At 65.9% G+C, this 25,100-nt stretch carries 27 protein-coding genes; 16 read left to right on the top strand and 11 right to left on the bottom strand.

Annotated elements, in window-relative coordinates:
* Window positions 1–10: 10 nt before the first annotated feature.
* From A6F65_RS01875 to A6F65_RS01865, 3 genes are all read left to right on the top strand, one after another.
* Window positions 11–484 (top strand): disulfide bond formation protein B, encoded by a 474-nt coding sequence (locus A6F65_RS01875; RefSeq protein WP_067785301.1) that lies wholly within the window; start codon window positions 11–13, stop codon window positions 482–484.
* On the top strand, window positions 481–1,017 hold the full coding sequence (locus A6F65_RS01870; RefSeq protein WP_067785298.1) for a demethoxyubiquinone hydroxylase family protein: 537 nt from the start codon (window positions 481–483) through the stop codon (window positions 1,015–1,017). The genes A6F65_RS01875 and A6F65_RS01870 overlap by 4 nt, the downstream gene beginning before the upstream one ends.
* A gap of 141 nt (window positions 1,018–1,158) precedes the next feature.
* A complete protein-coding gene (locus A6F65_RS01865) occupies window positions 1,159–1,752 on the top strand; it encodes a hypothetical protein (RefSeq protein WP_157093018.1) in 594 nt (197 codons plus the stop codon).
* A 22-nt stretch (window positions 1,753–1,774) separates the two neighbouring features.
* Here the strand turns inward: A6F65_RS01865 and A6F65_RS01860 are convergent, their stop codons facing one another.
* The 5 genes from A6F65_RS01860 to A6F65_RS01840 all read right to left on the bottom strand — a co-directional run bounded on the left by A6F65_RS01860 (window position 1,775) and on the right by A6F65_RS01840 (window position 6,677).
* Window positions 1,775–2,782 (bottom strand): GDP-mannose 4,6-dehydratase, encoded by a 1,008-nt coding sequence (locus A6F65_RS01860; RefSeq protein WP_067785292.1) that lies wholly within the window; start codon window positions 2,780–2,782, stop codon window positions 1,775–1,777.
* The gene (locus A6F65_RS01855) at window positions 2,779–3,750 is read right to left on the bottom strand and encodes a UDP-glucuronic acid decarboxylase family protein (protein WP_067785289.1); all 972 of its coding nucleotides are present in this window, start codon (window positions 3,748–3,750) and stop codon (window positions 2,779–2,781) included. Before A6F65_RS01855 ends, A6F65_RS01860 begins: the two co-directional genes overlap by 4 nt.
* Before the next feature lie 6 nt (window positions 3,751–3,756).
* Window positions 3,757–4,560: an enoyl-ACP reductase FabI gene (gene fabI / locus A6F65_RS01850; RefSeq protein ID WP_067785286.1), complete on the bottom strand. Its 804-nt coding sequence runs from the start codon at window positions 4,558–4,560 to the stop codon at window positions 3,757–3,759.
* Window positions 4,557–5,603, bottom strand: coding sequence for a YihY/virulence factor BrkB family protein (locus tag A6F65_RS01845; RefSeq protein WP_067785284.1), 1,047 nt, complete (start codon window positions 5,601–5,603; stop codon window positions 4,557–4,559). The genes fabI and A6F65_RS01845 overlap by 4 nt, the downstream gene beginning before the upstream one ends.
* Before the next feature lie 84 nt (window positions 5,604–5,687).
* On the bottom strand, window positions 5,688–6,677 hold the full coding sequence (locus A6F65_RS01840) for a DnaJ C-terminal domain-containing protein (RefSeq protein WP_067785281.1): 990 nt from the start codon (window positions 6,675–6,677) through the stop codon (window positions 5,688–5,690).
* A gap of 212 nt (window positions 6,678–6,889) precedes the next feature.
* Here A6F65_RS01840 and pdxH point away from each other — a divergent pair, with 212 nt between their 5' ends.
* The 3 genes from pdxH to A6F65_RS01825 all read left to right on the top strand — a co-directional run bounded on the left by pdxH (window position 6,890) and on the right by A6F65_RS01825 (window position 9,366).
* A complete protein-coding gene (gene pdxH, locus A6F65_RS01835; RefSeq protein WP_067785279.1) occupies window positions 6,890–7,498 on the top strand; it encodes a pyridoxamine 5'-phosphate oxidase in 609 nt (202 codons plus the stop codon).
* Between the two features lie 118 nt (window positions 7,499–7,616).
* Window positions 7,617–8,561 (top strand): cation diffusion facilitator family transporter, encoded by a 945-nt coding sequence (locus A6F65_RS01830; RefSeq protein ID WP_418303120.1) that lies wholly within the window; start codon window positions 7,617–7,619, stop codon window positions 8,559–8,561.
* Complete coding sequence (locus A6F65_RS01825) at window positions 8,554–9,366, top strand: PhzF family phenazine biosynthesis protein (protein WP_067785274.1); 813 nt, start codon at window positions 8,554–8,556, stop codon at window positions 9,364–9,366. The genes A6F65_RS01830 and A6F65_RS01825 overlap by 8 nt, the downstream gene beginning before the upstream one ends.
* Here A6F65_RS01825 and A6F65_RS01820 read toward each other — a convergent pair.
* Complete coding sequence (locus A6F65_RS01820) at window positions 9,351–10,496, bottom strand: serine hydrolase domain-containing protein (RefSeq protein WP_067785272.1); 1,146 nt, start codon at window positions 10,494–10,496, stop codon at window positions 9,351–9,353. The two genes, A6F65_RS01825 and A6F65_RS01820, sit on opposite strands and share 16 nt — an antisense overlap.
* 32 nt (window positions 10,497–10,528) lie before the next feature.
* Here A6F65_RS01820 and A6F65_RS01815 point away from each other — a divergent pair, with 32 nt between their 5' ends.
* Window positions 10,529–10,879, top strand: coding sequence for a hypothetical protein (locus A6F65_RS01815; protein ID WP_157093017.1), 351 nt, complete (start codon window positions 10,529–10,531; stop codon window positions 10,877–10,879).
* 9 nt (window positions 10,880–10,888) lie between these two features.
* Here A6F65_RS01815 and A6F65_RS01810 read toward each other — a convergent pair whose 3' ends face one another.
* Together A6F65_RS01810 and mnmA are read right to left on the bottom strand one after the other, a co-directional pair.
* A complete protein-coding gene (locus A6F65_RS01810; RefSeq protein ID WP_067785270.1) occupies window positions 10,889–11,911 on the bottom strand; it encodes a hypothetical protein in 1,023 nt (340 codons plus the stop codon).
* Window positions 11,911–13,062 carry a tRNA 2-thiouridine(34) synthase MnmA gene (mnmA, locus tag A6F65_RS01805; protein ID WP_067785268.1) on the bottom strand — a complete coding sequence of 384 codons (1,152 nt, stop codon included), beginning with the start codon at window positions 13,060–13,062 and terminating at the stop codon, window positions 11,911–11,913. The genes A6F65_RS01810 and mnmA overlap by 1 nt, the downstream gene beginning before the upstream one ends.
* Before the next feature lie 140 nt (window positions 13,063–13,202).
* On the opposite strand from mnmA, the gene A6F65_RS12800 reads away from it, so the two are divergent.
* From A6F65_RS12800 to A6F65_RS01770, 7 genes are all read left to right on the top strand, one after another.
* Window positions 13,203–13,571, top strand: a complete 369-nt coding sequence (locus tag A6F65_RS12800) for a hypothetical protein (RefSeq protein ID WP_157093016.1) — start codon at window positions 13,203–13,205, stop codon at window positions 13,569–13,571.
* Window positions 13,572–13,871, top strand: a complete 300-nt coding sequence (gene sciP / locus A6F65_RS01795) for a CtrA inhibitor SciP (RefSeq protein WP_067785262.1) — start codon at window positions 13,572–13,574, stop codon at window positions 13,869–13,871.
* Window positions 13,872–13,975: 104 nt separating this feature from the next.
* Window positions 13,976–14,242, top strand: a complete 267-nt coding sequence (locus A6F65_RS01790) for a GlsB/YeaQ/YmgE family stress response membrane protein (protein WP_067785260.1) — start codon at window positions 13,976–13,978, stop codon at window positions 14,240–14,242.
* Between the two features lie 243 nt (window positions 14,243–14,485).
* Window positions 14,486–15,673, top strand: coding sequence for an efflux RND transporter periplasmic adaptor subunit (locus tag A6F65_RS01785; protein ID WP_067785257.1), 1,188 nt, complete (start codon window positions 14,486–14,488; stop codon window positions 15,671–15,673).
* 13 nt (window positions 15,674–15,686) lie between these two features.
* A complete protein-coding gene (locus tag A6F65_RS01780; RefSeq protein WP_067785254.1) occupies window positions 15,687–19,154 on the top strand; it encodes an efflux RND transporter permease subunit in 3,468 nt (1,155 codons plus the stop codon).
* A gap of 50 nt (window positions 19,155–19,204) precedes the next feature.
* The gene (locus tag A6F65_RS01775; RefSeq protein ID WP_067789727.1) at window positions 19,205–20,422 is read left to right on the top strand and encodes a DUF445 domain-containing protein; all 1,218 of its coding nucleotides are present in this window, start codon (window positions 19,205–19,207) and stop codon (window positions 20,420–20,422) included.
* 11 nt (window positions 20,423–20,433) lie between these two features.
* A complete protein-coding gene (locus tag A6F65_RS01770; protein WP_067785251.1) occupies window positions 20,434–20,970 on the top strand; it encodes a GNAT family N-acetyltransferase in 537 nt (178 codons plus the stop codon).
* Here the strand turns inward: A6F65_RS01770 and A6F65_RS01765 are convergent.
* Genes A6F65_RS01765 through A6F65_RS01755 form a run of 3 tightly spaced genes read right to left on the bottom strand, consistent with a single transcriptional unit; the run spans window position 20,967 to window position 23,608 of the window.
* Window positions 20,967–21,914, bottom strand: a complete 948-nt coding sequence (locus A6F65_RS01765) for an energy transducer TonB (protein ID WP_067785248.1) — start codon at window positions 21,912–21,914, stop codon at window positions 20,967–20,969. The two genes, A6F65_RS01770 and A6F65_RS01765, sit on opposite strands and share 4 nt — an antisense overlap.
* An 18-nt stretch (window positions 21,915–21,932) precedes the next feature.
* Window positions 21,933–22,862, bottom strand: coding sequence for an electron transfer flavoprotein subunit alpha/FixB family protein (locus A6F65_RS01760; protein ID WP_067785245.1), 930 nt, complete (start codon window positions 22,860–22,862; stop codon window positions 21,933–21,935).
* Complete coding sequence (locus A6F65_RS01755; protein ID WP_067785242.1) at window positions 22,862–23,608, bottom strand: electron transfer flavoprotein subunit beta/FixA family protein; 747 nt, start codon at window positions 23,606–23,608, stop codon at window positions 22,862–22,864. Before A6F65_RS01755 ends, A6F65_RS01760 begins: the two co-directional genes overlap by 1 nt.
* 225 nt (window positions 23,609–23,833) lie before the next feature.
* On the opposite strand from A6F65_RS01755, the gene A6F65_RS01750 reads away from it, so the two are divergent.
* Together A6F65_RS01750 and A6F65_RS01745 are read left to right on the top strand one after the other, a co-directional pair.
* Window positions 23,834–24,394, top strand: a complete 561-nt coding sequence (locus tag A6F65_RS01750) for a DUF6265 family protein (RefSeq protein ID WP_067785239.1) — start codon at window positions 23,834–23,836, stop codon at window positions 24,392–24,394.
* A gap of 49 nt (window positions 24,395–24,443) precedes the next feature.
* Entirely contained in the window at window positions 24,444–25,049 is a 606-nt protein-coding gene (locus tag A6F65_RS01745) for an exopolysaccharide biosynthesis protein (protein ID WP_067785236.1), read from the top strand.
* The last annotated feature ends 51 nt before the right edge of the window (window positions 25,050–25,100 follow it).

Genomic DNA, 25,100 nt, shown 5'->3' with positions numbered 1-25,100 from the left:
GATGGCGGGAATGCCGATAACGCGCGCAGAGCGGCTCGCACGGCAAATCGCCATCGGCCTGCCCGCCGTGCTGCTGGGCGGGGCCTATATCTCGCAATATGGCTTCGGCCTGTTCCCGTGCGAGCTGTGCTGGTGGCAGCGCTATCCCCATTTCGCGGCCGTGGCGCTCGCCTTGCTGGCTTATTTGCTGCCGCGCCCGCGGCTGTGGACTTCGCTTGCGGCCGGCGCGATCCTGACCAGCGCGGGCATCGCCGGTTTCCATGCGGGCGTGGAATGGGGCTGGTGGGAAGGGCTGGATACCTGTTCCGGCGCGGCCAGCGGGGGCGGGGGCAACGCCCTCGACAATATCCTCGGCCAGTCGATGATTTCCTGCGACAAGGCAGCGTGGCGGCTGATGGGCATTTCGCTCGCAGGCTGGAATTTCCTCTTTTCTGCGGCGGGCGGGATAGCCATCTTTGCCTTGCTGCTAAGGAAACCGAGATGACCGACCAAGCGACTGCCAAGCCCGACCGCTCTGCCATGATCCGCGTGGACCAGGCGGGCGAACTCGGCGCCACGCGCATCTACGAAGGCCAGCTGGCCGTGCTGGGCGAGAACGGCCCGCATGCGGCCGAAATCCGTGCCATGGCGCAGCAGGAAGAAGGCCACCGCGCCCGCTTCGACGCACTGCTGGCAAAACGCGGCGTGCGGCCGACCCTGCTGCAGCCTTTCTGGTCCGCCGCTGGATACGCGCTGGGCGCGGGTACGGCGCTGATGGGGCCGAAAGCCGCCATGGCGTGCACCGCTGCGGTGGAGACCGAGATCGACCGGCATTATTCCGCGCAGCTCGATGAATTGCAGCGCGATCAGGACGATCCCGAACTCGCCGCCATGATCGAGGAATTCCGCGAGGACGAGCGCGAGCACCGCGACCACGCGATTGCCGCAGGCGCGGAAGAGGCGCCCGGCTATCCCATCCTGTCCGCCGCCATCCGCTTCGGCTGCCGCGCCGCGATCCGGCTGGCGGAGCGTATCTGACGCTGCCCGAAGGCTTCGCAAACGGCGGAACGCTGCGGCTTGCCGCCCGTTTGCTTCATAACCCGTTCACCGGCCAGCGCGCCTTATTGCAGCAAGCAGGGTGCAAAGTTCCGGTGCACCGCAATTGATGGAAGAATGCCCATGACCCGCCTCGCCCTCCTCAGCCTTGCCCCCGTCGCTGCCATGGCGCTGGCCGCAGCCCCTGCCGCCGCGCAGGACGAAGGCGGCGACCGGGTCAACACGCTGATTATCTATGGCGATGATCCCTGCCCGCAATCGGCCGAAGACGAAATCGTGGTCTGCGCCCGCCTGGACGAGGGCGAACGTTACCGCATCCCGGAAAACCTGCGTCTCAGCGACAGTCCTGCCAACGAGGCATGGGCCAGCCGCGTGCAGAGCTTCGAGACGGTCGGCAAGTTCGGCCCGCTGTCCTGCTCCACCGTGGGCCTCGGCTCCGAACTGGGCTGTACGGCGGAACTGATCGACGCGGCCTACAAGGAAAAAGAGAACAATCCCGGCGTCCGCTTCGAGGAAATCATCGCGCAGGAACGCGCCAACCGCCTGGCCGAGATCGACGGTGATGCTGCCGAACAGCAGGCCCGCGTCGAGGAGATCGAGGAAGAGCGGCTTGGCTCCGGCTTCCGCGAAGTCGATCCCAATGCCCAGCCGGTCGTGGTGTCCACCATGGATGGCGGAAGCGAAGAAGGCGATGAGGGCGATGAGGGCGGCGAATAAGCCTCTTTAGGAGGCCCGTTTCCTATTCGCCGGTGTAATCCCGGTACCAATCCACGAAAGCGGGCACGCCCTGACTGACCGTGGTCGTCGGTTCATAGCCGCGGTCCGCGCGGATCGCGTCGATATCGGCAAAGGTCTTGTGCACGTCGCCCGGCTGCATCGGCAGCATCTCGAGCTGCGCCTTGCGGCCGCAGGCTTCTTCCAGCACCGCGATCACGTCCATCAGCTTCTCGCTCTGGTGATTGCCGATATTGTAGAGCGCATGCGGCTTCGTGCTGCCGCCGGCCTTTGCCTGCCCGTCATCGGCGGGCGGGCTGTCGAGGCAGGCGACCACGCCGCTCACGATATCGTCGATGAAGGTGAAATCGCGGTACATGTCGCCGTGATTGTAAACCGGGATGCTTTCGCCAGCCAGGATCCGCTGGGTGAAGCGCCACAGCATCATGTCCGGGCGGCCCCACGGTCCGTAAACGGTGAAGAACCTGAGGCCCGTCAGCGGGATGCGGTAGAGATGGGCGTAAGTCTCGCTCATCAGCTCGTCCGCCTTCTTGGTGGCGGCATACAGACTGACGGGGTGGTCCGCGCGGTCGTCCACCGAAAACGGCAGCTTGGCATTGCCGCCATAGACGCTGCTGGAACTGGCATAGACCATATGCGCCGCCTGCCGGTGCCGCGCGATCTCCAGCATGTTCAGGTGCCCTGCCAGATTGCTGGCGACATAAGCGTGCGGGTTCTCCAGCGAATATCGCACGCCCGCCTGCGCGCCCAAATGCACGATCCGGTCGAACTGCTCGCCCTCCAGAGCCGCCTTCAGCGCGGCCATGTCGGAGAAATCGACCCGCTTGCACGCGAAGCTGCCGCCCGTATCCGCAGCATTGGCATGTACGCGCGCCAGCCGGTCTTCCTTCAGGCTGACCTGGTAATAATCGTTGAGGTTGTCGATGCCGAGCACGTCGTCCCCGCGCGCCAGCAAGCGGTCGCTGAGCGCCGCACCGATGAAGCCCGCCGCGCCGGTGACCAGTACCCTCACTTCGCATCCTCCAGCAGGCTTCGGAACCAGTCGATCGTGCGGCGCAAGCCATCATGCAGCGCGATCTTCGGCTCCCAGTCCAGCTCGCGCTTTGCCAGATCGATGCTGGGGCGGCGCCGCACGGGATCGTCCTGCGGCAGGTCGGTGTGCACGATCTCGCTCTTGGTGCCGGTCAGCGCGATCACTTCGCGCGCCAGCTCGCCAATGGTGAATTCGCGCGGATTGCCCAGATTGACCGGCCCGGTGAATTCGGGGCCTGTATCCATCAGCCGCACCAGCCCTTCGACCAAGTCGTCCACATGGCAGAAGCTGCGCGTCTGGCTGCCATCGCCGTTCACTTCCAGCGGCTCGCCGCGCAGCGCGCGCACGATGAAATTGCTCACCACGCGCCCATCATTGGGATGCATCCGCGCACCATAGGTGTTGAAGATGCGCGCGACCTTGACCGGCAGGCCCATCTGGCGGTGGTAATCGAAGAACAGCGTCTCGGCGCAGCGCTTGCCTTCATCATAGCAGCTGCGCGGGCCGATGGGGTTCACATTGCCCCAGTAATCCTCCGTCTGCGGGTGCACGGTGGGATCGCCGTAAACCTCGCTCGTGCTCGCCTGCAGGATGGGGCAGTCCAGCCGCTTGGCCAGTCCCAGCATGTTGATCGCGCCGTGCACGCTGGTCTTGGTCGTCTGCACCGGGTCGTGCTGGTAATGCACGGGGCTGGCCGGGCAGGCGAGGTTCCAGATGGCGTCAACCTCCACATACAGCGGGAAGGTAACGTCGTGGCGCAGGAATTCGAAGCGCGGATTGTCCAGGTGATGCGCAATGTTCTGCTTGCTGCCGGTGAACAGATTGTCGGCGCACAGCACCTCGTGCCCGTCGGCCAGCAGGCGGTCGATCGCATGGCTGCCGATGAAGCCGGCCCCGCCGGTGACGAGGACGCGCTTCCGGTCGAAATAGGTCCCGCCTCTCGTCATTCGAGGTCAGCCGAGCGCGATATCGGGCGCGTCTTCCTGCTTCATACCGACCACGTGATAGCCGGCATCGACATGGTGGGTCTCGCCCGTCACGCCGCTGGACAGGTCCGAGAGGAAGTACAGGCCCGATCCGCCGACATCGTCGATGGTGACATTGCGGCGCAGCGGCGAGTTCAGCTCGTTCCACTTCAGGATGTAGCGGAAATCGCCGATCCCGCTGGCGGCCAGCGTCTTGATCGGCCCTGCGCTGATGGCATTCACGCGGATGTTCTGCGGGCCAAGGTCATTGGCGAGATATTGCACGCTTGTTTCCAGCGCCGCCTTGGCCACGCCCATCACATTGTAATGCGGGATGACCTTTTCCGCGCCGTAATAGGTCAGCGTCACGATGCTGCCGCCGTCCGGCATCATCTCCGCCGCGCGCTTGGCCACGGCGACCAGCGAATAGGCCGAGATGTTCATCGTCATCAGGAAGTTGTCGAGGCTGGTGTCGACATATTTGCCGCGCAGCTCGTTCTTGTCGGAAAAGCCGATGGCGTGGACGATGAAGTCGATGGTGTCCCAGCGCGATTTCAGTGCATCGAAGGCCGCGTCGAGCGCGTCCATGTCCGACACATCGCATTCCAGCAGGAAGTCCGATCCCAGCTGCTCGGCCAGCGGCGCAACGCGCTTCTTCAGCGCCTCGCCCTGGTAGGAGAAGGCGAGCTCCGCCCCGTGTTCGGACAGCTGTTTGGCAATGCCCCAGGCCAGCGACTTGTCATTTGCCAGGCCCATGATGAGCCCGCGTTTACCCTGCATCAGACCGCTCATGTCCCGGCCTCCTCCGTCTGCGCGCTCGCGGCCGCGGCGCGGCGCTTACGCTCCCTGTTGTCTTCCTGCCCTACCCGGTCTTCCTCCTCTTCGGGAGTTTCGGCCAGGGCAGCGTTCAGTTCCGCTCCCATAACCATGCCGAGGCCGACTAGCCAGAAGAAGAACAGCGCCACCATTACCCCGGCCAGCGAGCCATAGGTGGCCGACATGCGGAACACGCTGCGCAGCAGCGGCGGCAGGGCCACGGTCACCAGCACCCACCACCCCGTCACCAGCAGCGCGCCCGGCCACTTGGGATAGCGGCGCACGCGGTATTTGGCCGGCGTCAGCGTGTAGAACAGCAGGTATAGAGATCCGAACAGGCCGAGTGCGGGCACGATGCGCGACAGGGCAAGCTCTCCCAGTATGTCGTTCAATTGCGGGAAATAGGCAGCGATGATCTGCTGCGCGGCGCCGATCACCACCTGCGCGATCAGGCTGAGCATCATCAGCGCCACGGCCGCCAGGATGATGCCGGTGGAGAAGATGCGGTATTTCCAGAAGGCCTTGGTCGCCTTCGTCCCATAGGCGCGGCGCAGCATGTCGCGGATCGTTTCCACCAGGCTGCCCACGGTCCACAGGCCGAACAGGCCCGCTACCCACAGCAGCCAGCCATTGCGCGCCTCCACCACGGACCGCGCAACCGGGCCGATCACCTCGCCCACCACGGGGGGCAGGGCGGTCAGGACGGCATTAATCGTGGCCGCGCGCTCGCTTTCCTCCCCGATGACGGAGAAGATTGCAGCGGCGGTGATGAAGAAGGGAAAGATTGCCAGCACGGCCATGTAGGCGAGGTTGCCGGCATGGATGAAACCGTCGTTGAAAGTGCCGACCGCCACGCGCTTGGTCACTTCGAAGGCGCGCGTGCCGGGGCCGTATTTCTCGCGCAGCTTTTGCCCGCGCTTGTGCCGCGCCGCACGGGCGCGCGCCTCGGGCGAGAGGTCTTCCACCGGCTCTCCGGGGGCGGGGATCTCGTCCTCGTCTTGCTGGTCAGCCAGGGCCATTGCGCACGGCGTAACCCCATGGTGGCCGCAAGTCGAGGGCGCAGGGGCTGCAAAAGGGACGCCCCGGCGCGTTATTTCAGGATGTTAGCCGCCCATGTCGGCGCGGACGTTGCGCCCGTCCGACCAGTCGCCCAGCCGATCCTTCAGCGCGGACAGGTCTTCGGGCAGCTGGATTTCCAGCGTCACCAGCTGGTCCCCGCGGCCGCCGCTCTTCTTCGAAAAGCCCTTGCCGCCAAGGCGCAGCACGCTGCCGCCATTGCTGCCGGGCTTCAGCGTCATCATCACGGCGCCGTCTACCGTGGGCACGCGCACCTTCGCCCCGTTCACCGCCTCGTCCAGCGTGATGGGCAGGTCCATGCGCACATCGTCGCCTTCGCGCTTGAAGAAATTGTGCCGTTCGATTGCGACGGTGACGATGGCATCGCCATTGCCGCCTGCGCCGGGCTGGCCCTTGCCCTTCAGTCGCATCTGCGTGCCATCCTCCACCCCGGCGGGCAGTTTCAGGTCGATCGTCTTGCCATCGGCCAGCGTGATGCGCTGGTCCTTGCGCGCGGCCGCATCCACGAAGGGCACGCGCAGCCGGTATTGCACGTCCGCACCCTTCGATGGCGGGGCGCGCCGCTGCTGGAAGCCGCCGCCGCCCATGCCGGAGCGTGCGCCGCCCCGCGCGCCGCCGCCGCCGAATAGCCCCTCGAACAGATCGCCCAGGTCCACGCCTTCCGCGCCTTGCTGGAAACCTTCGAAATCACGCGCCGAGAAGCCGCCCTGGCCGCCGCGCGCCCCGCCGCCGCCGAACGGATTGCCGCCTCGGCCGCCGCCAAAGCCGCCACCCATTCCGAAGGGATGCGCGGGGTTGCCATCCGCGTCGATCTCGCCCCGGTCGAACTGCGCGCGCTTGTCCTTGTCGGACAGCAGGTCATAGGCATTGGTGACAGTGCTGAACTTCTCCGCCGCCTTCGGATTGTCCTTGTTGCGGTCCGGATGCAGTTCCTTGGCGAGCTTGCGATAAGCGGACTTGATGTCCTTCTCGCTTGCGGAACGGCTCACGCCGAGAGTTGCATAGGGGTCTGCCATGGTGTGTTAGCTAGGTAATGCGCGCGGACCATGCAAGGCAATCGCGGGCGGTGCGGCCTTTCCTACGCCAGCCATGCTGGCTAGGGGCGGGGCATGAGGTTGGAAACTGTCCATCGCATGCACCATCGCCGCCCTGCCGGAACGCGTGTGCCGCGGCCGCGCTTTTTCGGCTCAGGACTGTGTAACACCTGTAACACCTTAAGGTACGTGCCATGAAAGCTGAACAGAGCGCGCTGGAGCCGACGGACCCGATCGCGCTGTTCGATGCCTGGTTTGCCGAGGCAAAGGGCAGCGAGCCGAACGATCCCAATGCCATGGCGCTCGCCACCGCGACGCCCGATGGCGCGCCGTCGGTCCGAATGGTGCTGCTGAAGGATCACGATGTGGCGGGCTTTGTGTTCTACACCAATGCGCAGAGCCGCAAGGGCGGCGAGATCCGCGCTAACATGCAGGCCGCCCTGCTGTTCCACTGGAAGAGCCTGCGCCGCCAGATCCGCATCGAAGGCCCGTTGCATGAAGTGAGCGCGGCGGAGGCGGATGCCTATTTCCACTCGCGCGCCCATGTCAGCCAGGTGGGCAGCGCGGCGAGCGACCAGTCGCGCCCGCTGGAGCAGCGCGCCGACTACCTCGCCCGCGTGGAAGCGCTGGCGGAGCAGTATCCGGAAGGCACGGACGTACCGCGCCCCGATCACTGGACGGGCTTCCGGCTTGTGCCCAGCGCCATCGAGTTCTGGCTCGACCGGCCGAACCGGCTGCATGACCGGCGCCTCTACAGCGCAGACGGAAAGGGCGGCTGGACCAGCACGCTGCTCTACCCGTGATCATGTGCTCCCTTTCCCCAACCGCTCACCCTGAGCCTGTCGAAGGGTCCGTGTGGCGCGCGCCGGTCAAGCGTCCTTCGACAAGCTCAGGACGAGCGGAGGTTGCGCGATGACGGAGATGACCAAACGCAACTGGCTGACGCGCAGCGCCGCGCTGGCGAGCATCACGGTGGCCGTGCTGCTGGTCGGCCTGAAGCTGTGGGCGACATGGCGCACAGGCTCCACCGCCATGCTCGGCAGCCTGGCCGATTCGGCGCTCGACATGATTGTCAGCATGGCCACCTTCGTGGGCGTATGGATCGCCAGCATGCCGGCGGACGAGGATCACCGTTTCGGACATGGCAAGGCGGAGGCGCTGGCGGCCATCTTCCAGGTCCTGCTGATCGCCCTGTCGGCGCTGGCCATTGCGGCGCGCGCGGTGGAACGCCTGCTGGCGGGCGACACTGCAGTCAGCGCGGTGGGCGACGGGGTGCTGGTCTCCACCATCGCGATTGTCGCAACCATTGCTCTGCTGGCGTGGCAGCGCTTCGTGATGGCCCGCACGCGCTCGGTCGCGATCCATGCGGACCACGTGCATTACCAATCAGACCTGCTGCTGAACGTGGCGGTGATCGCCGCCCTGCTGCTGGAAAGCACCTTCGGCCTGGCGGGCGCCGATCCGCTGTTCGGCCTTGGCATCGCACTCTGGCTGGGCTGGGGCGCATGGCGCGCGGCGAGCGAGGCGGTGGACCATCTGATGGACCGCGAATGGCCGGAGGATGAGCGCCGCCGCTTCGTGGAGATCGCGCATCGCCATCCGGAGCTGTCCAACCTGCATGACCTGCGCACGCGCTCTGCGGGGGACCGCGACTTCGTGCAGTTCCATGTCGACTTGCCCGGTGCCATGACCGTGGAGCAGGCGCATGACATCATCGAGCGCGTGGAAGAGGACCTGTGCGGCCACTTCCCGCGCATGGAGCTGCTGATCCATATCGACCCTGCCGGACATGTCGACGACCCCGGCAATCCGCTGGTCGAGGAAGACGAGTTCGCCAAGCTGGAGGAGACACCGGACAATGCCTGACACGCTGCCCTACTGGCATGTTGACGCCTTTGCCTCGCGCCCGTTTACCGGCAACCAGGCGGCCGTGATGCCGCTCGTGGAATGGCTGCCGGACGCGGTGCTGCAAGCCATCGGGGAAGAGAACAACTTCGCGGAAACCGCCTTCCTGGTGCCCGATGCCACGGGCGAGGCCGATTACGAGCTGCGCTGGTTCACGCCGACCTGCGAGATCCGCCTGTGCGGCCATGCCACGCTGGCGAGCGGTCATGTGCTGCTGGGCCAGAATGGCGGCGACCGGGTCACTTTCCGCACCCGCAAGGCCGGCGTGCTCGAGGTGCGTCGCAGCGATGCGGGATACGAGCTGGCTCTGCCTGCGATCCCGACCGAGCAGGGCGAGTGGGCCGAAGCGGCGGCCTTGCTGGGCGCGCAGCCGCAGGAGGTGTGGCTGAACCCGGATCGCTACGGCATCTACCTGTTCGGCAGCGAGGATGAGGTGCGCGCGCTGTCACCCGACATCCGCGGGCTGGGCGCACTGGGGGACGACCAGTTCATCTGCACCGCGCCGGGCGACCGCACCGACGTCGTCAGCCGGGTCTTCGTGCCCGGCGGCGGGGTGGATGAGGACAGCGTGACCGGCTCCGCCCACGCGGCGCTCACCCCGTTCTGGGCTGCGAAGCTGGGGCGCGATGCCTTCACTGCACACCAGGCCAGCGCGCGGGGCGGCGATGTGGCGTGCAGGCTTGCCAAGAGCGATGGCGGCGAGCGCGCGTGGCTCGGCGGGCAATGCGTGACGGTGGTGGAAGGCCGCTTCTACGTCAGCGGGTAAAGCGCAAAGAGCTCGGCCAGCAGCGGGACCATCAGGTCTCGCTCCTCATTCGTGCTCTTGCCCAGCCGAACCACGGTCAGGCCCTGCTCGGGCGAAACCACGACATACTGGCCGAGGTGGCCAACGGCGGCAAAGGCGGTGTCCGGACCCTGCGCGGGCCACAGCACCGTGCGGTCATTACCCGATGCGCGATTGAGCCAGAGATGCGCGCCGTAATCGCTTGCCCGCGGGCTGGGACGGCGCATGAAGTCCACCCAACTGCGCGGTACCAGCTGCACGCCGCCCTTGCTGCCGCCATTGCGCAGCAGCTCGCCCAGTTTCGCCCAGTCGCGCGCCGTGGCCCAGATGTTGGACCCGGCCAGCATGGTGCCCTGGGCATCGAATTCGCCGGTGAAGCTGGGCGCGCCCATGGGCGTTGCCAGCCGCGATTCGAGGAAGCCCGCCACCGCCTCGCGCCGCGCATCAGGCCCGGCGCCCGGTGCCAGCACGCGCGCCGCCACGTCCGCCAGGATGACGGAGGTGTTGGTGGAATAGTCGAACTCGGCGCCCGGCTCATGCTCCAGCGGCTGCGCCTGCGCCCAGGCTGCCATGTCGTCGCGCCCGTCGAGGAACATCATCCGCACTTCCGGGGATTCGTAGACCGGGTCGCTCGCCTCGGCATGCCGCAGCCCGCTGCGCATCTGCAGCAGCTGGCGAATCGTGATCTCGCCGCGCGGATCGCCGCTCCGCTGCCAACGCGGGATGGGCGGCGATTCGTCCAGCGCCAGCTGCCCTTCGGCCACCAGCGCGCCGATCATCAGCCCCGTCACCGTCTTGGACAGCGACCAGCCGATGAAGCGCGTGCCCGGGCCAAAGCCCTCGGCATAGCGTTCGGCCACCACCTCGCCGCGGTGCATCACGATAACCGCGCGCGTCTCCCCGATGCCCTCGGCCGTGAACAGCGCATCGATCTTGCGGGCCAGCTTCTCGCGCTCCACGCCCGGGCTTTCCACCACCGCTTCCAGAGCGCTTTCGGGCAGGGGCGGTTCGGGCGGCGGGCCATCGCTGCCGCAGCCTGCCAGCACCGCCGCGGCCAACAGGGCTGGCAGCAGGCGGGCAAGCGGGTTAGGGGAGCGGGACCGGCGCGACATGTCGTCCGCGTCTCTTCCCCAAGCAGGTGGACATGGCAACCGCAAAGCGTCGCACCGGACCCAAGGCGAAGCGCACATGGCTGCGCGTGCTGGTCGTGCTGCTGCTGGTTGTGGCAGCGGCGGCATGGTTCTGGCGCGCCCCGATCACCGGCATGTCCGGCGCAGGCGCGGCTTACGGCGCGCGCATCGCGTGCTCCTGCAAATATGTCGGCGGGCGCGATCTGGATAGCTGCCGCGCCGACCTGGAAGACAGCATGTGGGCCGTGTTCCTCAGCGAGGATGAGGCGAAGCAGAGCGTGACCGCCCGCGTACCGCTGGTCGCCAGCGAAACGGCGACTTACCGCGAGGGACAGGGCTGCGTGCTGGAGAGCTGGGAAGACTGATCAGCCCGCTCAGCGCACGATGGTGCTCTCCGACAGCCCGGGCGGCGGGGGCGGGGGCATCTGCGGCTTCGGCCCGGGCGTGACCGGCGCATCGGGATGGCGGCATACGTCCCCGCCGATGGCCTCGATGGGAGGCGGCGTGTTCAGCAATGGAGGGCAGGGCGCAGGCGGCGTGCGGGGGCCAACGCGCTTCGATTCCACGGCGGCGCGGCTCTCGTTTGCGGCTCGGCAGGCTTCGGCCTCATCCTTCTGCGCGGCATAGGCGGCGTCGTAATGCCGCTGCTTCTCCGCTTCGATCGCGAGGAAGGCCGCCGAGCAATCGGGCAGGCGCTTGGGCGTGCCGGTCATCAGGGCGATGGGCGCATCACCGCAGGCCTCGCGGAAGGCGGCCACGCCTTCCAGCTGCGCGTCATCGACGGGGCTGAGCCAGACCAGGCCGCCCGGCTCGCCGATGCGCAGCTGGTATTCCGCGGCGCCATCGGGCTGCCCTACGGCGAGATAGCCCTGCGCATCGCGGAACAAGTCGATCGGGCCGAAGGGAATGACGAGATGCTCCTCGTCCCATCCCTCCTTGCGCGCGCGCAGGCACCCTTCGCGCAGCAGCAGGGTCGCGCCGGTCGCCGAGTGCTCGGGGCGCATCTCCAGAGTCGAGTATTCCGGCCGCACGCCCTCATCCAGCACCGTGACGGATGGCCACGCCCTGACGAATCGCGCGACGTCTTCGGCCACCGTGCCGGACGTCGACCCGCGCCCGACGCGGGCATCGACCATCCCTGCCCGCAGCACGGGCGCTTCAATTACGGTGCCATAGATACTGGCGACGAAGTCCATGCCGCGCGTCGGTTCGCTGTCCGGATCGCCGGGCCAGAGGTCTGGCAGGAACACCTCGAATGTCGGCGGGCGGGACTCGCTTCCCTCCGGCGGGCCGTAAGGATCGAGCCAGACATAGATGAACGCCACCACCGGCACGGCGAGGATCAGCGGCACCAGCATCCAGTTGCGGCTGTTCCACTTGTCCCGCAACCAGCCCATCAGGCCTTGTCCGTATCCTCGATCCAGCCTCCGCCTACCACGCGCTCACCGGCATAGATGACGGCGGCCTGGCCGGGCGAGACGCCCAGTTCCGGCTGGTCGAAGCGCAATGTCACGGTCTTGCCGTCACCCAGCGCGCCATCCAGCCTGACCGGTACGGGCTTGGCCATGGAGCGGACCTTGGCTGTCAGCGGCGCATCGGGTAGCGGGCCGATGCGGTTGGTCTCGATCACTTCGGCGCTCGCGACAGCAAGCATGCGGCGCGGGCCGACCAGCACGCGGGCCTCATCCGCATCGATGCCCATCACGTAAAGCGGTTCCGGCTGGCCGCCGATATCGAGGCCGCGCCGCTGGCCGACGGTGTAATGGATGACGCCGGGATGGGTCCCCAGCTCCTCGCCAGTCTCCGCATGGACGATAGCGCCGGGCCGGCCGCCTTCGGGCCGCATCGCCTTCACGATCTTCGCATAATCGCCATCGGGCACGAAGCAGATGTCCTGGCTGTCCGGCTTGGCGGCATTGCGCAGGCCGAACTCCTCGGCAATCTCGCGCACCTGCGCCTTGGGCAGGCCGCCGAGCGGGAAGCGCAGGTAATCCAGCTGCTCTTCCGTGGTGGCATAGAGGAAATAGGACTGGTCGCGCGCCGGGTCCGTCGCGCGGTGCAATTCGGGGCCGGCGAGGCCGATGATGCGCTGCACATAATGGCCGGTGGCAAGGCAATCCGCGCCCAGCTCGCGCGCCATGGCGAACAGGTCCGTGAACTTGGGCCCCATATTGCAGCGGATGCAGGGGATCGGCGTACGTCCAGCCAGGTAATCGTCGGCAAACTGCTCGACCACTTCCTCGCGAAACGCGCTTTCATGGTCGTGGACGTAATGGGCAAAGCCCAGCCGGTCCGCCACTTCGCGCGCATCGCGGATATCGTCGCCCGCGCAACATGCACCCTTGCGCCCGGTCGCCGCGCCGTAATCGTACAGCTGGAGCGTGATGCCGATGACCTCCGCCCCGCTGCGCGCAGCCAGCGCGGCGACCACGGAGGAATCGACCCCGCCGGACATGGCCACGACGATACGGCACTGCTCCGCCGGGCGGGGCAGGTCGAACAGGCCGGCGGCTTCGGCCGGCGAAAGGGATAGCTGCGCTGCTGGCATGGATGGCCCTTTACAACATGGGCAGGCCGCGCGCCAAGCCCTCCTCGCCGGCCTGCCCGGACCGCGCGGTAACCTCTCCTAAGAGATGATGAAGGCGCGCTTTACCCGATCTTGACGCTTCGCCCGGTAAAGGGGCGGACATGTTCGAAGGACGTTTTCCATTTGCCGGCCTTGGCCCGGGTGCTGACGATGCGGTGAAACCCGTAGCGGCCGACGCGCTCGTGCGGCTGGAATGGGATGTACTGAAAGCCCGTCTGGGCGCGGCGCGCGAATTGCGCGGGGCGCTGGGGCACGAGGCGTGGTCCGGGACGCAAGAGGGCATGGATGATGCCAGCTTCGATCCCCGATCGGCCCGCAAGCTGCACGCCCATGGTGATGGCAAACAACCCTTTAACCTTGATTTTTCAGCAGATGGTAAGCCCGTTGGCGACACTATCCTTCCCAGTGACGCGGCGGCCCCGAAGGGCATGGCCCAGAACCCCGCCCGATCCGGCGATCCGAGGATTTAAATGATCGAGAACCAGAAAATCCGTCCTGCACAGGTCATCGGCCCGCTCGGAGAGCCGCTGACCATCGACGACTTGCCCAAGCCCAGCACCAAGCGCTGGGTCGTGCGCCGCAAGGCGGAAGTCGTCGCTGCGGTCAATGGCGGCCTGCTGACGATCGACGAAGTGCTGGAACGCTACAGCCTGACGCTGGAGGAATTCGCATCCTGGCAGCGCGCCGTGGACCGTTCGGGCATGCAGGGCCTGCGTGTCACCCGCATCCAGCATTACCGCGATCTCTACGAACGCCAGCTGAAATACTGAACCTAAATCCGCGCAGGCCGCGAATTGCGGGAACTTTGCGTCTCGGCTACGAGTCTTCCCTCATGACCCCGCACAAGGGCGGGCATGTGTGAGGAGAGAGCAACATGGGTTGGATTATCGCAATTATCGTCGGCGGTGTCGCCGGCTGGCTGGCCAGCATGGTGATGAACCGGGATGCCTCGATGGGCATTTTCTGGAATATCGTCGTCGGCATCATCGGATCCATCCTAGGCAATCTGATTGCCGGCCCGCTGCTGGGCATTGCCGGATCGATCCAGGAGTTTTCGCTGACCGGTTTCCTGATTGCCATCGTCGGCGCCATCGTGCTGCTGGGCATCGTGAACCTCGTGCAGCGCGGCCGCGTTCGCTAAGCACGACACCAAATACAGTTAAAGAAGGGCGGCCCGCCATGCGGTGCCGCCCTTTTTCGTGCGCGCCGCCTGTTCCAGCCGCCTAGGCCTGCGTCGGGCGGCGATGGCCTTTGGTGGAATGGGCGATTGCGGGTTCCGGGGGGCAGCCCTAAGGCCGGAGGATGGCGGTAACGCGTATCCGGTGCGCTTTTGTGGGCGCTGTGATATGGCCAGCCGGCAGGGATTGAAAAGCAGGTAGGGCGGATGAATTACGAAACGCGGATGAACCTGGAAAGTGGCACCGGCACGACTGCCGGCGAAGACCCGCTGGAGGCAGAGCGCAAGCGTGCCGGAAAGCGGCGGCTTTTCCTCTTCATCGCCATCGGCCTGATTGCCATCCTTGCAGCCGGCTATGTCTGGAATGCCATGGCGGGCGAGGAAGAAGAGGCCCCGCCCGAGCAGACCGCCGCCGTCACCGTCGTCAGCCCCGGCGCGGGCACGATCGAAGGCATGATTTCTGCCACCGGCACGCTGGCTGCCCGCCGCGAGATTCCCGTCGGCGTGGTGGGCGAGGGCGGCCGTGTCGTCTCCGTACCCGTCGAAGAAGGCCAGTGGGTCCGCGCAGGACAGGTCCTCGCCGTGATCGACCGCAGCGTGCAGAACCGCCAGCTGGAAAGCGCGGCAGCGCAGATCGAGGTCGCCCAGTCCGATGCCAATCTGGCGCAGGCCAATCTCGACCGCGCGTTGCAGCTGGTCGACCGCGGCTTCATCTCGCAGGCCGATGTGGACCGCCTGACCGCGACGCGCGATGCCGCCGTTGCCCGGGTCAAGGTCGCGCGCGCCAGCTATGGCGAGCTGCAGGCCCGCAATGCGCGCCTCAACATCGTGGCGCCGGCCGCTGGCCTGCTGCTGACCCGCAATGTGGAGCCCGGACAGGTCGTTAGCGGCGGCTCCGGCGTGCTGTTCATGATCGCCCGCGGCGGCGAGATGGAGCTGATGGCCGAAGTGGGCGAGCAGGAATTGTCCCGCCTGTCCGTCGGCGTCCCCGCTACCGTGGTGCCCGTGGGCACGGACAAGGTCTTCGAAGGCCAGGTCTGGCAGATCGCCCCCACCATCGATGCCCAGAACCGGCAGGGCACGGCGCGCGTCGCCCTGCCTTATGCACCCGAACTGCGGCCCGGCGGTTTTGCCACGGCCACCATCCGCTCCGGCACTGTCACGGCCCCGATGCTGCCCGAAAGCGCGATCCAGTCCGATGACGGCAGCAGCTACGTGCTGGTCGTCGACGGAGAGAACCGCGTACGTCGCCGCCCGGTGAAGCTGGGCATGGTGACCGACAACGGGATAGCCATCTCCAGCGGCCTCGACGGCACGGAACGCGTCATCGTGCGCGCTGGCGCTTTCGTGAAGGAGGGCGAGGAAGTCCGCCCGATCGTGGCCAAGGAAGGCTGACAGGCCACACATCATGAACTTCAACCAGATTTCCGCATGGTCCATCCGCAACCCGATCATCCCGATCGTGTTCTTCGTGGCGCTTACCTTTGCCGGCTTGCTCAGCTTCAACCGGATGGAAGTGCAGAACGACCCGGACGTGGATTTCCCCGTCGTGATCGTGGGCATCAACCAGCCAGGCGCCGCACCGACGGAAATCGATACGCAGATCACCGAAAAGGTGGAAAGCGCCGTCAGCACGGTTGAAGGCGTGGACGTCATCACCTCCTCCGTCAGCGAGGGCTACAGCCAGACGGTGGTGCAGTTCCAGATCGGCACCGACATCAATGTGGCCGTGAACGAGGTAAAGGCCTCGGTCGACCAGGTGCGCGGAGACCTGCCGGACGGCATCCTGGAGCCGCGCGTCTTCCGCGTGCAGAACTCCGACAATTCCTTCGCCAGCTATGCGGTTGAATCGCAGGACATGACGATGGAGCAGCTGAGCTTCTTCGTCGACGATGTGATATCAAAGCGGCTGCTGGCCGTGCCGGGCATGGCATCTGCGGGACGGCGCGGCGGCGTGGACCGCGAAATCCGCGTTGTGCTGGATCCGCAGCGCATGCAGAGCTTCGGCGTTACCGCCTCGCAGATCAACGGCGTGCTGCGCCAGAACAACACCGATGCCGGCGGCGGCCAGGCGGAAATCGCCGGCTCCCGCCAGTCCGTGCGCGTGCTGGGCAATGCCGATACCGCCTTCGAGCTGGGCGAGCGGCGCATATCGCTGGGTGGCGGGCGCACCATCAAGCTGAGCGACGTTGCCGATGTGAGCGACGGCAACAGCGAAATCCGCTCCATCTCCAAGGTCGACGGCAAGCCTGTCGTGACCTTCCGCCTGACGCGCGCCAAGGGCGAATCCGACGTATCCGTCTACGATGCAGCGCAGATCGTCATCGCGCAGATCGAGGAAGAGAACCCCGGCATCGACATCGTCGAGCTCGACAACCAGGTGCAATATACCAAGGGGCAGTACTCCTCCTCCATGGCAGCCATGATCGAAGGGGCCGTGCTGGCCGTGGTCGTGGTGTTCTTCTTCCTGCGCGACTGGCGCGCGACCATCATTGCGGCGATCGCCATCCCGCTTTCGGCCATTCCCACCTTCTTCTTCATGGACCAGCTGGGCTTTACGCTAAACTCCTTGAGCCTGCTGGCGCTGGGACTGGTGGCCGGGGTGCTGGTGGACGATGCGATCGTGGAGATCGAGAATATCGTGCGCCATATGCGCATGGGCAAGACGGCTTACCAGGCCAGTATCGACGCGGCGGACGAAATTGGCCTGGCCGTGGTGTCCACCACCTTCTGCATCGTCGCCGTCTTCCTGCCGGTGGGCCTGATGCCGGGCATTGCGGGCGAGTTCTTCAAGAATTTCGGCCTGACGGTCGTGGTCGCCGTGCTGATGAGCCTGGCGGTCGCGCGCATGATCACGCCCATGGCCGCGGCCTATTTCATGAAGTCGCACGGCCATGCCGATCACGCCAACGGCCCGTGGGTCAACCGGTACGAAAGCGTGCTGCGCTGGACGCTGGATCGCAGTGAGGCGAATCGCCTGCGCGAAGGCGTGGAGACGGTCCATGCGCGCTGGTGGGGCTATCCCATCGGTATCGTGCTGTTCACGCTGATCGGCCTGTCGTTTGCAGGCGCGACCGGCGCCGTCTTCTACTTCGTCGACCAAGCGCTGGCGCCGCATGTCGGCCTCGGTCTGCTGCGCAAATTCATCGTTCTGATCTTTTCCGCAGTCGTGGGCTGGTACGCCGCGCGGCTGGTCGCGCTGTTCGTGCGCTACGTGCTCGTCGGCTTCATCCCGGGCATGCTGCTGGGCGAGCGTTTCCGCGCCTGGTACGATTACCGCGCCCGCCGCTTCTGGGCGCGGTTCCACGACAATCGCGTAAAGGTGATGGGCGTTGGCCTGTGGGCCTTTGTCGCCACAATCATATCCATGGCATCGCTGCCAGTGCAGTTTCTCCCCAACGTCAATCTCGATTACAGCCAGATTTCCATCCGCATGGCGCCCGGCACGACGCTGGAGCAGACGGAGGAGATGGCAGACAGTATTGAGGCCATCGTCCGCGAAGAGCCGGAGGTCGAGCGCATCCTGGTTTTCGTGAGCGAAGGCAGCGCATCGCTCAGCATCACCCTGCGCGACGGACGCGAGCGGACGAGCCAGGAATTCGAGCGGGAAACCGCCCGGTACTTCGCCGACATTCCCGATGCGCGCGTCAGTTTCCGGAACAATCAGGGCCCCGGTGGCGGCGGCACCGGCCGTGATATCACCGTGATGCTGCAGGGGAGCGACCCCGATCTGCTGGAAAGCACGGCGCAGCAGGTTGTGGAGGAAATGCGCGGCCTGTCAGAGCTGGGATCGCCGCGTGTGGAAGCCGACATGCAGCGGCCGGAACTCATCATCACGCCCCGGCCGGAACTGGCCGCATCGCTTGGCGTGTCGACAGTCTCGCTCAGCCAGGCGATCCGCATCGCGACCATCGGCGAGGTCGACCAGTCGGCGGCCAAGTTCTCCCTGTCCAACCGGCAGGTCCCTATCCGCGTGATGCTGCCCAAGAGCGGGCGCAGCTCCATCGAGACGATCCGCAACCTGCCCGTGCCAACGAGCTCCGGCGGTTCGGTTCCGCTGGAACGCGTGGCGGAGATCAGCTTCGGCTCCGGCCCCACAAGCATCCAGCGTTACGATCGCCAGCGCCGCGTCTTCATCGGTGCCGACCTTGCGCCGGGCGCGGAAATGGGCGTGGCGAATGCCAAGATCAAACAGCTGCCGACGATGAAGAGCCTTCCCACCGGCGTATCGACGCAGGCTGCCGGTTCGGAAGAGTTCCTTGCCGACCTGATATCCGATTTCCAGACGGCGCTGGTGACGGGCATCATGCTCGTCTTCGCTGTGCTCGTGCTGCTGTACCAGCGCCTGATGAGCCCGTTGGTAAACATGGGCGCACTGCTCCTTGCGCCCCTTGGCGGCTTCATTGCCATTGCGCTTATCGGACAGCCGATATCCATGCCCGTCTTCATCGGGGTGCTGATGTTGTTCGGTATCGTGTCCAAGAACTCGATCCTGCTGGTCGATTTCGCGATTGACGAGATGGCCAAGGGCACGCGCAAGTTCGAGGCGATCATCGATGCCGGTCGCAAACGCGCCCAGCCCATCGTGATGACCACGGTCGCTATGACTGCGGGCATGATCCCAACGGCCATGTCGCTGAATGGCGATGGCGCATGGCGCGCGCCGATGGGCACGGTGGTGATCGGCGGCCTGATCCTTTCGACCCTGCTCACCCTGCTGATCGTGCCTGCGGGCTTCAGCCTGGCTGACGGTATCGAGAAGCGATACGGGCCCAAGCTGCGCAAGAACCTTCTGTCTTACCGCCCCGGTGACGAGAAGGGCGGTGCGTCCGATGCATCCGGAGAGCAGCCGGGTCAGGCGCAGCCGGCCGAGTGACGCTGCCCACGCCCGTGACCGGAAACCTGCCGCCCGATCGCGCGCGGCGGATGCGGATCGTGGCGACCGGGCTGCTGGTTGTCATGGCCGGGCTGTTCCTGTTGGGCCACCGGCTGGAGCAGGTCGATCCCACATGGGGCTATTTGCGCGCCTTTGCCGAAGCCGGCCTGGTGGGCGGCCTGGCAGACTGGTTCGCGGTGACGGCTCTGTTCCGCCGCCCGCTTGGCCTACCCATACCGCACACCGCCATCATCCCCGAGAACAAGGACCGCATCGCCGATACGATGGCGCGGTTCCTGCAGTCCAACTTCCTCATCCCGCAAGTGGTGGCGCGGCGCATGCGCGGCATGAACGTGGCACAGGCGGCCGGCGATTTCCTCGCGGCCCCGAAGGACGAGAGCGGCGTTCGCTCGCGCATCGCGGGCGGTGCGGGGGAGATGTTCGCCGAGCTTCTCGAATCGCTCGATCCGCAGCGGCTTGGCATGCAGGTGCGCGCCGGGCTGGCGGGGCAGCTGGAGAAGCTTGAAATCGCGCCGCTGCTCGGCCGGATGCTGGAGAGCGCCATTGCGGACAAGCGCCACCTGCCGCTGCTGGACACCGGTATCCGCTGGGCCGGCAATGCGCTGGAATCGAATGAGAACATGGTCCGCACCATGGTCCATGAACGCGCCTATGCCATCGTGCGCTGGACCGGGCTGGACGAGAAGCTCGCAAACTCCGTGCTGGATGGCCTCTACCGCCTGCTGGCCGAGATCGCGATCGACGTGAACCACCCCGTCCGCGGCAAGATCGAGGAGGGTCTCGCCAGCCTCGCGCATGACTTGCAGCACGATCCCGAAACGCGCGCCAAGGTGGAGAAGGCGAAGGCGGAAATGCTGGCCAACCCCGCCCTTGCCGACTGGTGGATGGCGGTGTGGGAGCGTATCCGCCTCTCGCTGATCGACAGCGCGCGCAATCCCGCGAAGGACGGGCTGGGCGCACAGATGGGCTCCATGCTGGGCGAGCTTGGCCGTGCGCTGCAATCGGACGAGCGGCTGCAGTGGCAGATCAACCGCTTCGCGCGCCGAACGGCGGTGGGCGTCGCCACCCGATACGGCTCCAATATCGTGCAGCTTGTTTCCGAGACCGTGCGCCGCTGGGATGCCCGCACGCTGACCGGCAGGCTGGAAGGCGCCGTGGGGCGCGACCTGCAGTTCATCCGCGTGAACGGCACGCTGGTCGGCGGGCTGGTGGGCGTGACGCTGCACTTCCTGCTGAAATTCATCTGAGCGCTGCGCCGATGACGACCGGCCCGTTCCTGACGACCGACCGGCTGGAGCTCTGGCGGCCGACGCAGGCGGACATGCGCCCCATGTTCGCCATCATCAGTGAACCGGAAACGGGGCTGCACTTCGGCAATTCGGTGACGCTGGACGATCATTTCATGCGCTTTTGCCGCAATGCCGGCAGCTGGGCGCTTTACGGCTATGGCGGGCTGATGGTGCGCGAACGGGGCGGGGACGGATCGCTGCTGGGCAATTGCGGCATCTTCCACTCGATCCGCGGCATGGGCGAGGATTTCGACGACCGTGCCGAGGCCGGCTGGATCCTGCGCCACGCCAGCACGGGCAAGGGCTATGCCGAAGAAGCCATGCGCGCGATCCTGGCCTGGTTCGACCGCGAGTATGGGCAGGAAGTCATGTGCATGGTTGCGCCGGCCAACACGCCGTCGCTGAAGCTGGCGGACAAGCTGGGCTTCGGCCTGCTGCGCGATACCAGCTTCGCGGATGGCGAGGAGATACGCCTCATGCGCCGCGCGCCACCAGCTCGCAGCTAGTTCAGCTGGTACGAGATCGCGAGCGAATAGAAGCTCGCCACCGGCGTACCGGACGCATCGTGGGCCGGATAGAAGCGGCCCTGTCGCTTCAGCACGCCGCAAGCAGCATCGTAGAATTCCTTGCCTGAGAGATTTGACTGCGGGTGACAGTCCGTAACCCGGCCTTCGGTATCAATCGCCAGGCGCACCCGGATCAGGCCATTGTTTCCACTGCGCAATGCCTGGCCGGGGTAATGCTGTTGGACATAGGGGATCCATTTATAGCCGTCGCGCATGGCCGTATGGCGCTTTTGCGCGTGATAGCTGGCCGCGTCATAACCCCAGGATTCCAGCAAGGCATCGGTGCAGTCGCGAAGTTGCATCATCGGGCCAAGCATCGTGCCCGTCTTGAGCAGGACCGGTTCGCCCAGGCCGGTCCGCACCCAGATGCCGGTCGCCTTTTTCTCCATGGCAGCCCGTTTGTACGGGTCGACCGGAACGCGCTCGTAATCCTCGTCACCCGGAGCGGGCTGGTCGTCCGGTTCTTCGTCCCGCTCTTCCAGAGGCAAGTCGAAATGCGCGTTTGTTATGAAGCCGCCGTACTGGGCCGAGCGCGCAAACATCGGAAGGCCCGAGTGCCATTCCGTTTCCGGCGAGAAGCGGAAAGAAAGCTTGTTCCTTTCAAGGTCCGCCTCGGACACGAACACGGAAAGTTCGAAGACTTCGTCCGGACTGTACCGCCGGATCTCCGCCTGGCCCCTGCGCGGACCGCTTTTGAAGCCGCGGACCATCGCGCAGCTTTCGCCGTCCGTTGACACTTGCCACGGCGTGGTGGGCGTGAAGACCCGCCATGCATCATCCGGCAGGACGTCGTCGGCGGCCGAAGTCGCAGACGCCGAAACCGGCGCTGCGATCAGCGAAAACGAGAGGACGAGAGGTAAAGCGAGCTTGGTTTTCAATGCCATGCGCGCATTACAGCATCATCAAAGCTTTTCGGTCAACTCCGGAACGGCCGTGAACAGGTCCGCGACCAGGCCGATATCGGCGACCTGGAAGATAGGCGCATCCTCGTCCTTGTTGATGGCGACGATGACCTTGGAATCCTTCATGCCCGCAAGGTGCTGGATGGCGCCGGAGATGCCGACGGCCACATAAAGCTCCGGTGCCACGATCTTGCCGGTCTGGCCGACCTGGTGATCGTTGCTGATGTAGCCGGCATCGACTGCAGCGCGCGATGCGCCCACGGCAGCGCCCAGCTTGTCGGTCAGCGGCATGATGTACTGTTCGAACGTGGCGGCATCCTTCAGCGCCCGGCCGCCGGACACGATGGTGCCCGCGCTGGTCAGTTCCGGACGGTCGGACTTTGCCGCTTCCAGGTTCACGAAGGTCGACATGCCGGAATCGCCGGGGCCGCTGACGTCTTCGATCGCGGCGCTGCCGCCTTCCGGCGCGGCCTTGTCGAAAGCGGTGGTGCGCACCGTGATGACGAGCTTGTCGTCCGTCGCTTCCACGGTGGCGATCGCATTACCGGCATAGATCGGGCGGGTGAAGGTCTTGCCCCCTTCCGCACTGATGATGTCGGACAGCTGCATCACGTCCAGCTTCGCGGCGACGCGCGGGGCGATGTTCTTGCCGGTCGTGGTAGAGGGCGCAAGGAATGCGTCATGGTGGCCCATCAGGTCCACGATCAGCGGCGCGACGTTTTCGGCCAGCTGGTGTTGGTAAGCGGCGTCATCGGCCAGATGGACCTTGCCAACGCCGGCAATTTTCGCGGCTTCTTCCGCCACGCTGCGGCAGCCGGAACCGGCGACCAGCAGGTGGACTTCACCCAGCTTTGACGCGGCAGTGACAGTCGCCAGCGTGGCATCGCCGACAGAGTTGTTGTCGTGTTCTACGAGTACGAGCGTCTTCATTACGCAACCCCCAGGGCTTTGAGCTTGGCAACCAGCGCATCCACATCGGCGACCTTTTCACCGGCCTGGCGCACGGGCGGCTCGGCAACATTGGTGGTCTTGATACGCGGGGCGGTGTCCACGCCGTAATCGGCGGGCGATTTGGTATCGAGCGGCTTCTTCTTGGCCTTCATGATGTTGGGCAGCGAAGCATAGCGCGGCTCGTTCAGGCGAAGGTCCGTGGTGACGACAGCCGGCATGGCCAGCTTCACCGTCTCCAGGCCGCCATCGACTTCGCGCGTCACGCTGACGTGGTCCCCGTCGATTTCCACCTTGCTGGCGAACGTGCCCTGCGGCCGGTCGAGCAGCGCGGCGAGCATCTGGCCCGTCTGGTTCGAATCGTCGTCGATCGCCTGCTTGCCCAGGATCACCAGGCCGGGCGTTTCTTCGTCCACGATGGCCTTCAGGATCTTCGCAACGGCGAGCGGTTCCACCTGATCGTCCGTTTCCACCAGGATCGCGCGGTCTGCGCCCATGGCCAGCGCGGTGCGCAGCGTTTCCTGCGCCTTGGCCGGGCCGACAGAGACCGCGATGACTTCTTCAGCCTTGCCGGCTTCCTTCACGCGCAGCGCCTCTTCCACCGCGATTTCGTCGAAGGGGTTCATGCTCATCTTGACGTTGGCAAGATCGACACCGGAACCGTCCGCCTTCACGCGCGGCTTCACGTTGTAATCGATCACCCGCTTTACGGGGACGAGGATCTTCATGGGGCGTACCTTTCCGTATTCTCGAATCTTGCGCGGCTTTTAGAGGATGCCTTCCCTATACGTCAAGCAGCGTACCTTAAGGAACGCGTCGGCGCGACGTATCGGGAAACCTCTCCCCCTTGGCCAATGCTGCGCTGGCTCTCGCGTTCCCCGGCGCGCGGGTCAAGCAATATGGCTCTCCAGCGCCAGAAGCGTTACATTCCATCAGCAGGAGGGATATTTGCCATGACTATTCGCCATCTGGCCGCAGGGATCGCGCTGGCCTGCGCCGCGCTGGCAGCGCCGGCCGCTGCACAGGAAACCCGCGTTCTGGGCGAGGGCGAGGCGCCTCCGGCCGCCACCCTGGCCGATGTCGCCTGGCTGCAGGGCCAGTGGCAGGGCGAGGGGATCGGCGGTGCGCCCGCTTCCGAAAGCTGGCTGCCTGCAACCGGCCCGCTGATGGTCGGCAGCTTCGTGCAGCAGGATGGCGAGGGCGGCGTCATGTTCACCGAGCACATGTATATCGCCGAGACGGACGGCAGCCTGGTGGTGAAGCTCAAGCATTTCGACGACCAGCTGGTGGGCTGGGAGGACAAGGAGGGCATGGTGCGCTTCCCGCTGGTGGCGGTGGAGCATTGCGCGGCCTTCTTCAACGGGCTGACCTATCGCTGCCTCGATGCCGATGCGGGCCCGGAATCCGGCCTGCTGGTCGCCGTGCGCATGAGGCAGAAGGATGGCAGTACGAGCGAGCTGGTGTTCCGCTTCTACCCGCTGGGAGGGGCAGCGTCCGGAGTAGGGGCCGACTGAGCGGAACTGCCCACCCCGCCGACCGTTCGATCAGGCGGGGGAGAGACCCATGGCCGATACGCCGCATTCCGTAGGCGACATCCTCGATAACCTTTCCGAGCAGGCCTCCGACGGCAAGCCGGTGAGCGTGGGCGATATCGCCCATACTTTCGGCGCGCGTACCTTCGGCCCTGCCATCATGGTCCCTGCCCTGCTGGAGCTCACCCCCGTCGGCGCCATTCCCGGCGTGCCGACAACGCTTGCGGCGATCATCGCCCTGGTTGCCGCGCAGAAGATGCTGGGCATGAGCCACCTCTGGATCCCGGGCTTCCTGAAGCGGCGCGAAGTCTCCGCCGAGAAGATGGACAAGGCGGTGGGGAAATTGCGCCCGCTGGCAAAGTTCATGGACAAGCATTTCCATGGGCGGCTGGAACGCCTGACTCATGCGCCCTTCAGCCGGATCGCGGCGGGCGTGGTCATCCTGCTGTGCTGCACCGTCCCCTTCCTGGAAGTGCTGCCCTTCGCCAGCAGCGGCCCGATGCTGGCCATCGCGATGTTCGGCCTGGCCGTGCTGGTGCGCGACGGCGCGCTGATGATCGTCGCCCTGCTAATCAGCGCCATCGCCATGCTGGGCGGTGCATTCTGGTGGGGCAGCGGGGGCGAGGGCTCCGGCTGAACCTGCCGCCCCAATGAAAAGAGCCGCGCGTATCGGCTACGCACGGCTCTG

This window comes from Paraurantiacibacter namhicola, assembly GCF_001687545.1.
Classification (GTDB): domain Bacteria; phylum Pseudomonadota; class Alphaproteobacteria; order Sphingomonadales; family Sphingomonadaceae; genus Paraurantiacibacter; species Paraurantiacibacter namhicola.
Note: the sequence above shows the minus strand (reverse complement) of the source record. Positions and strands in the feature narration are given on the sequence as shown.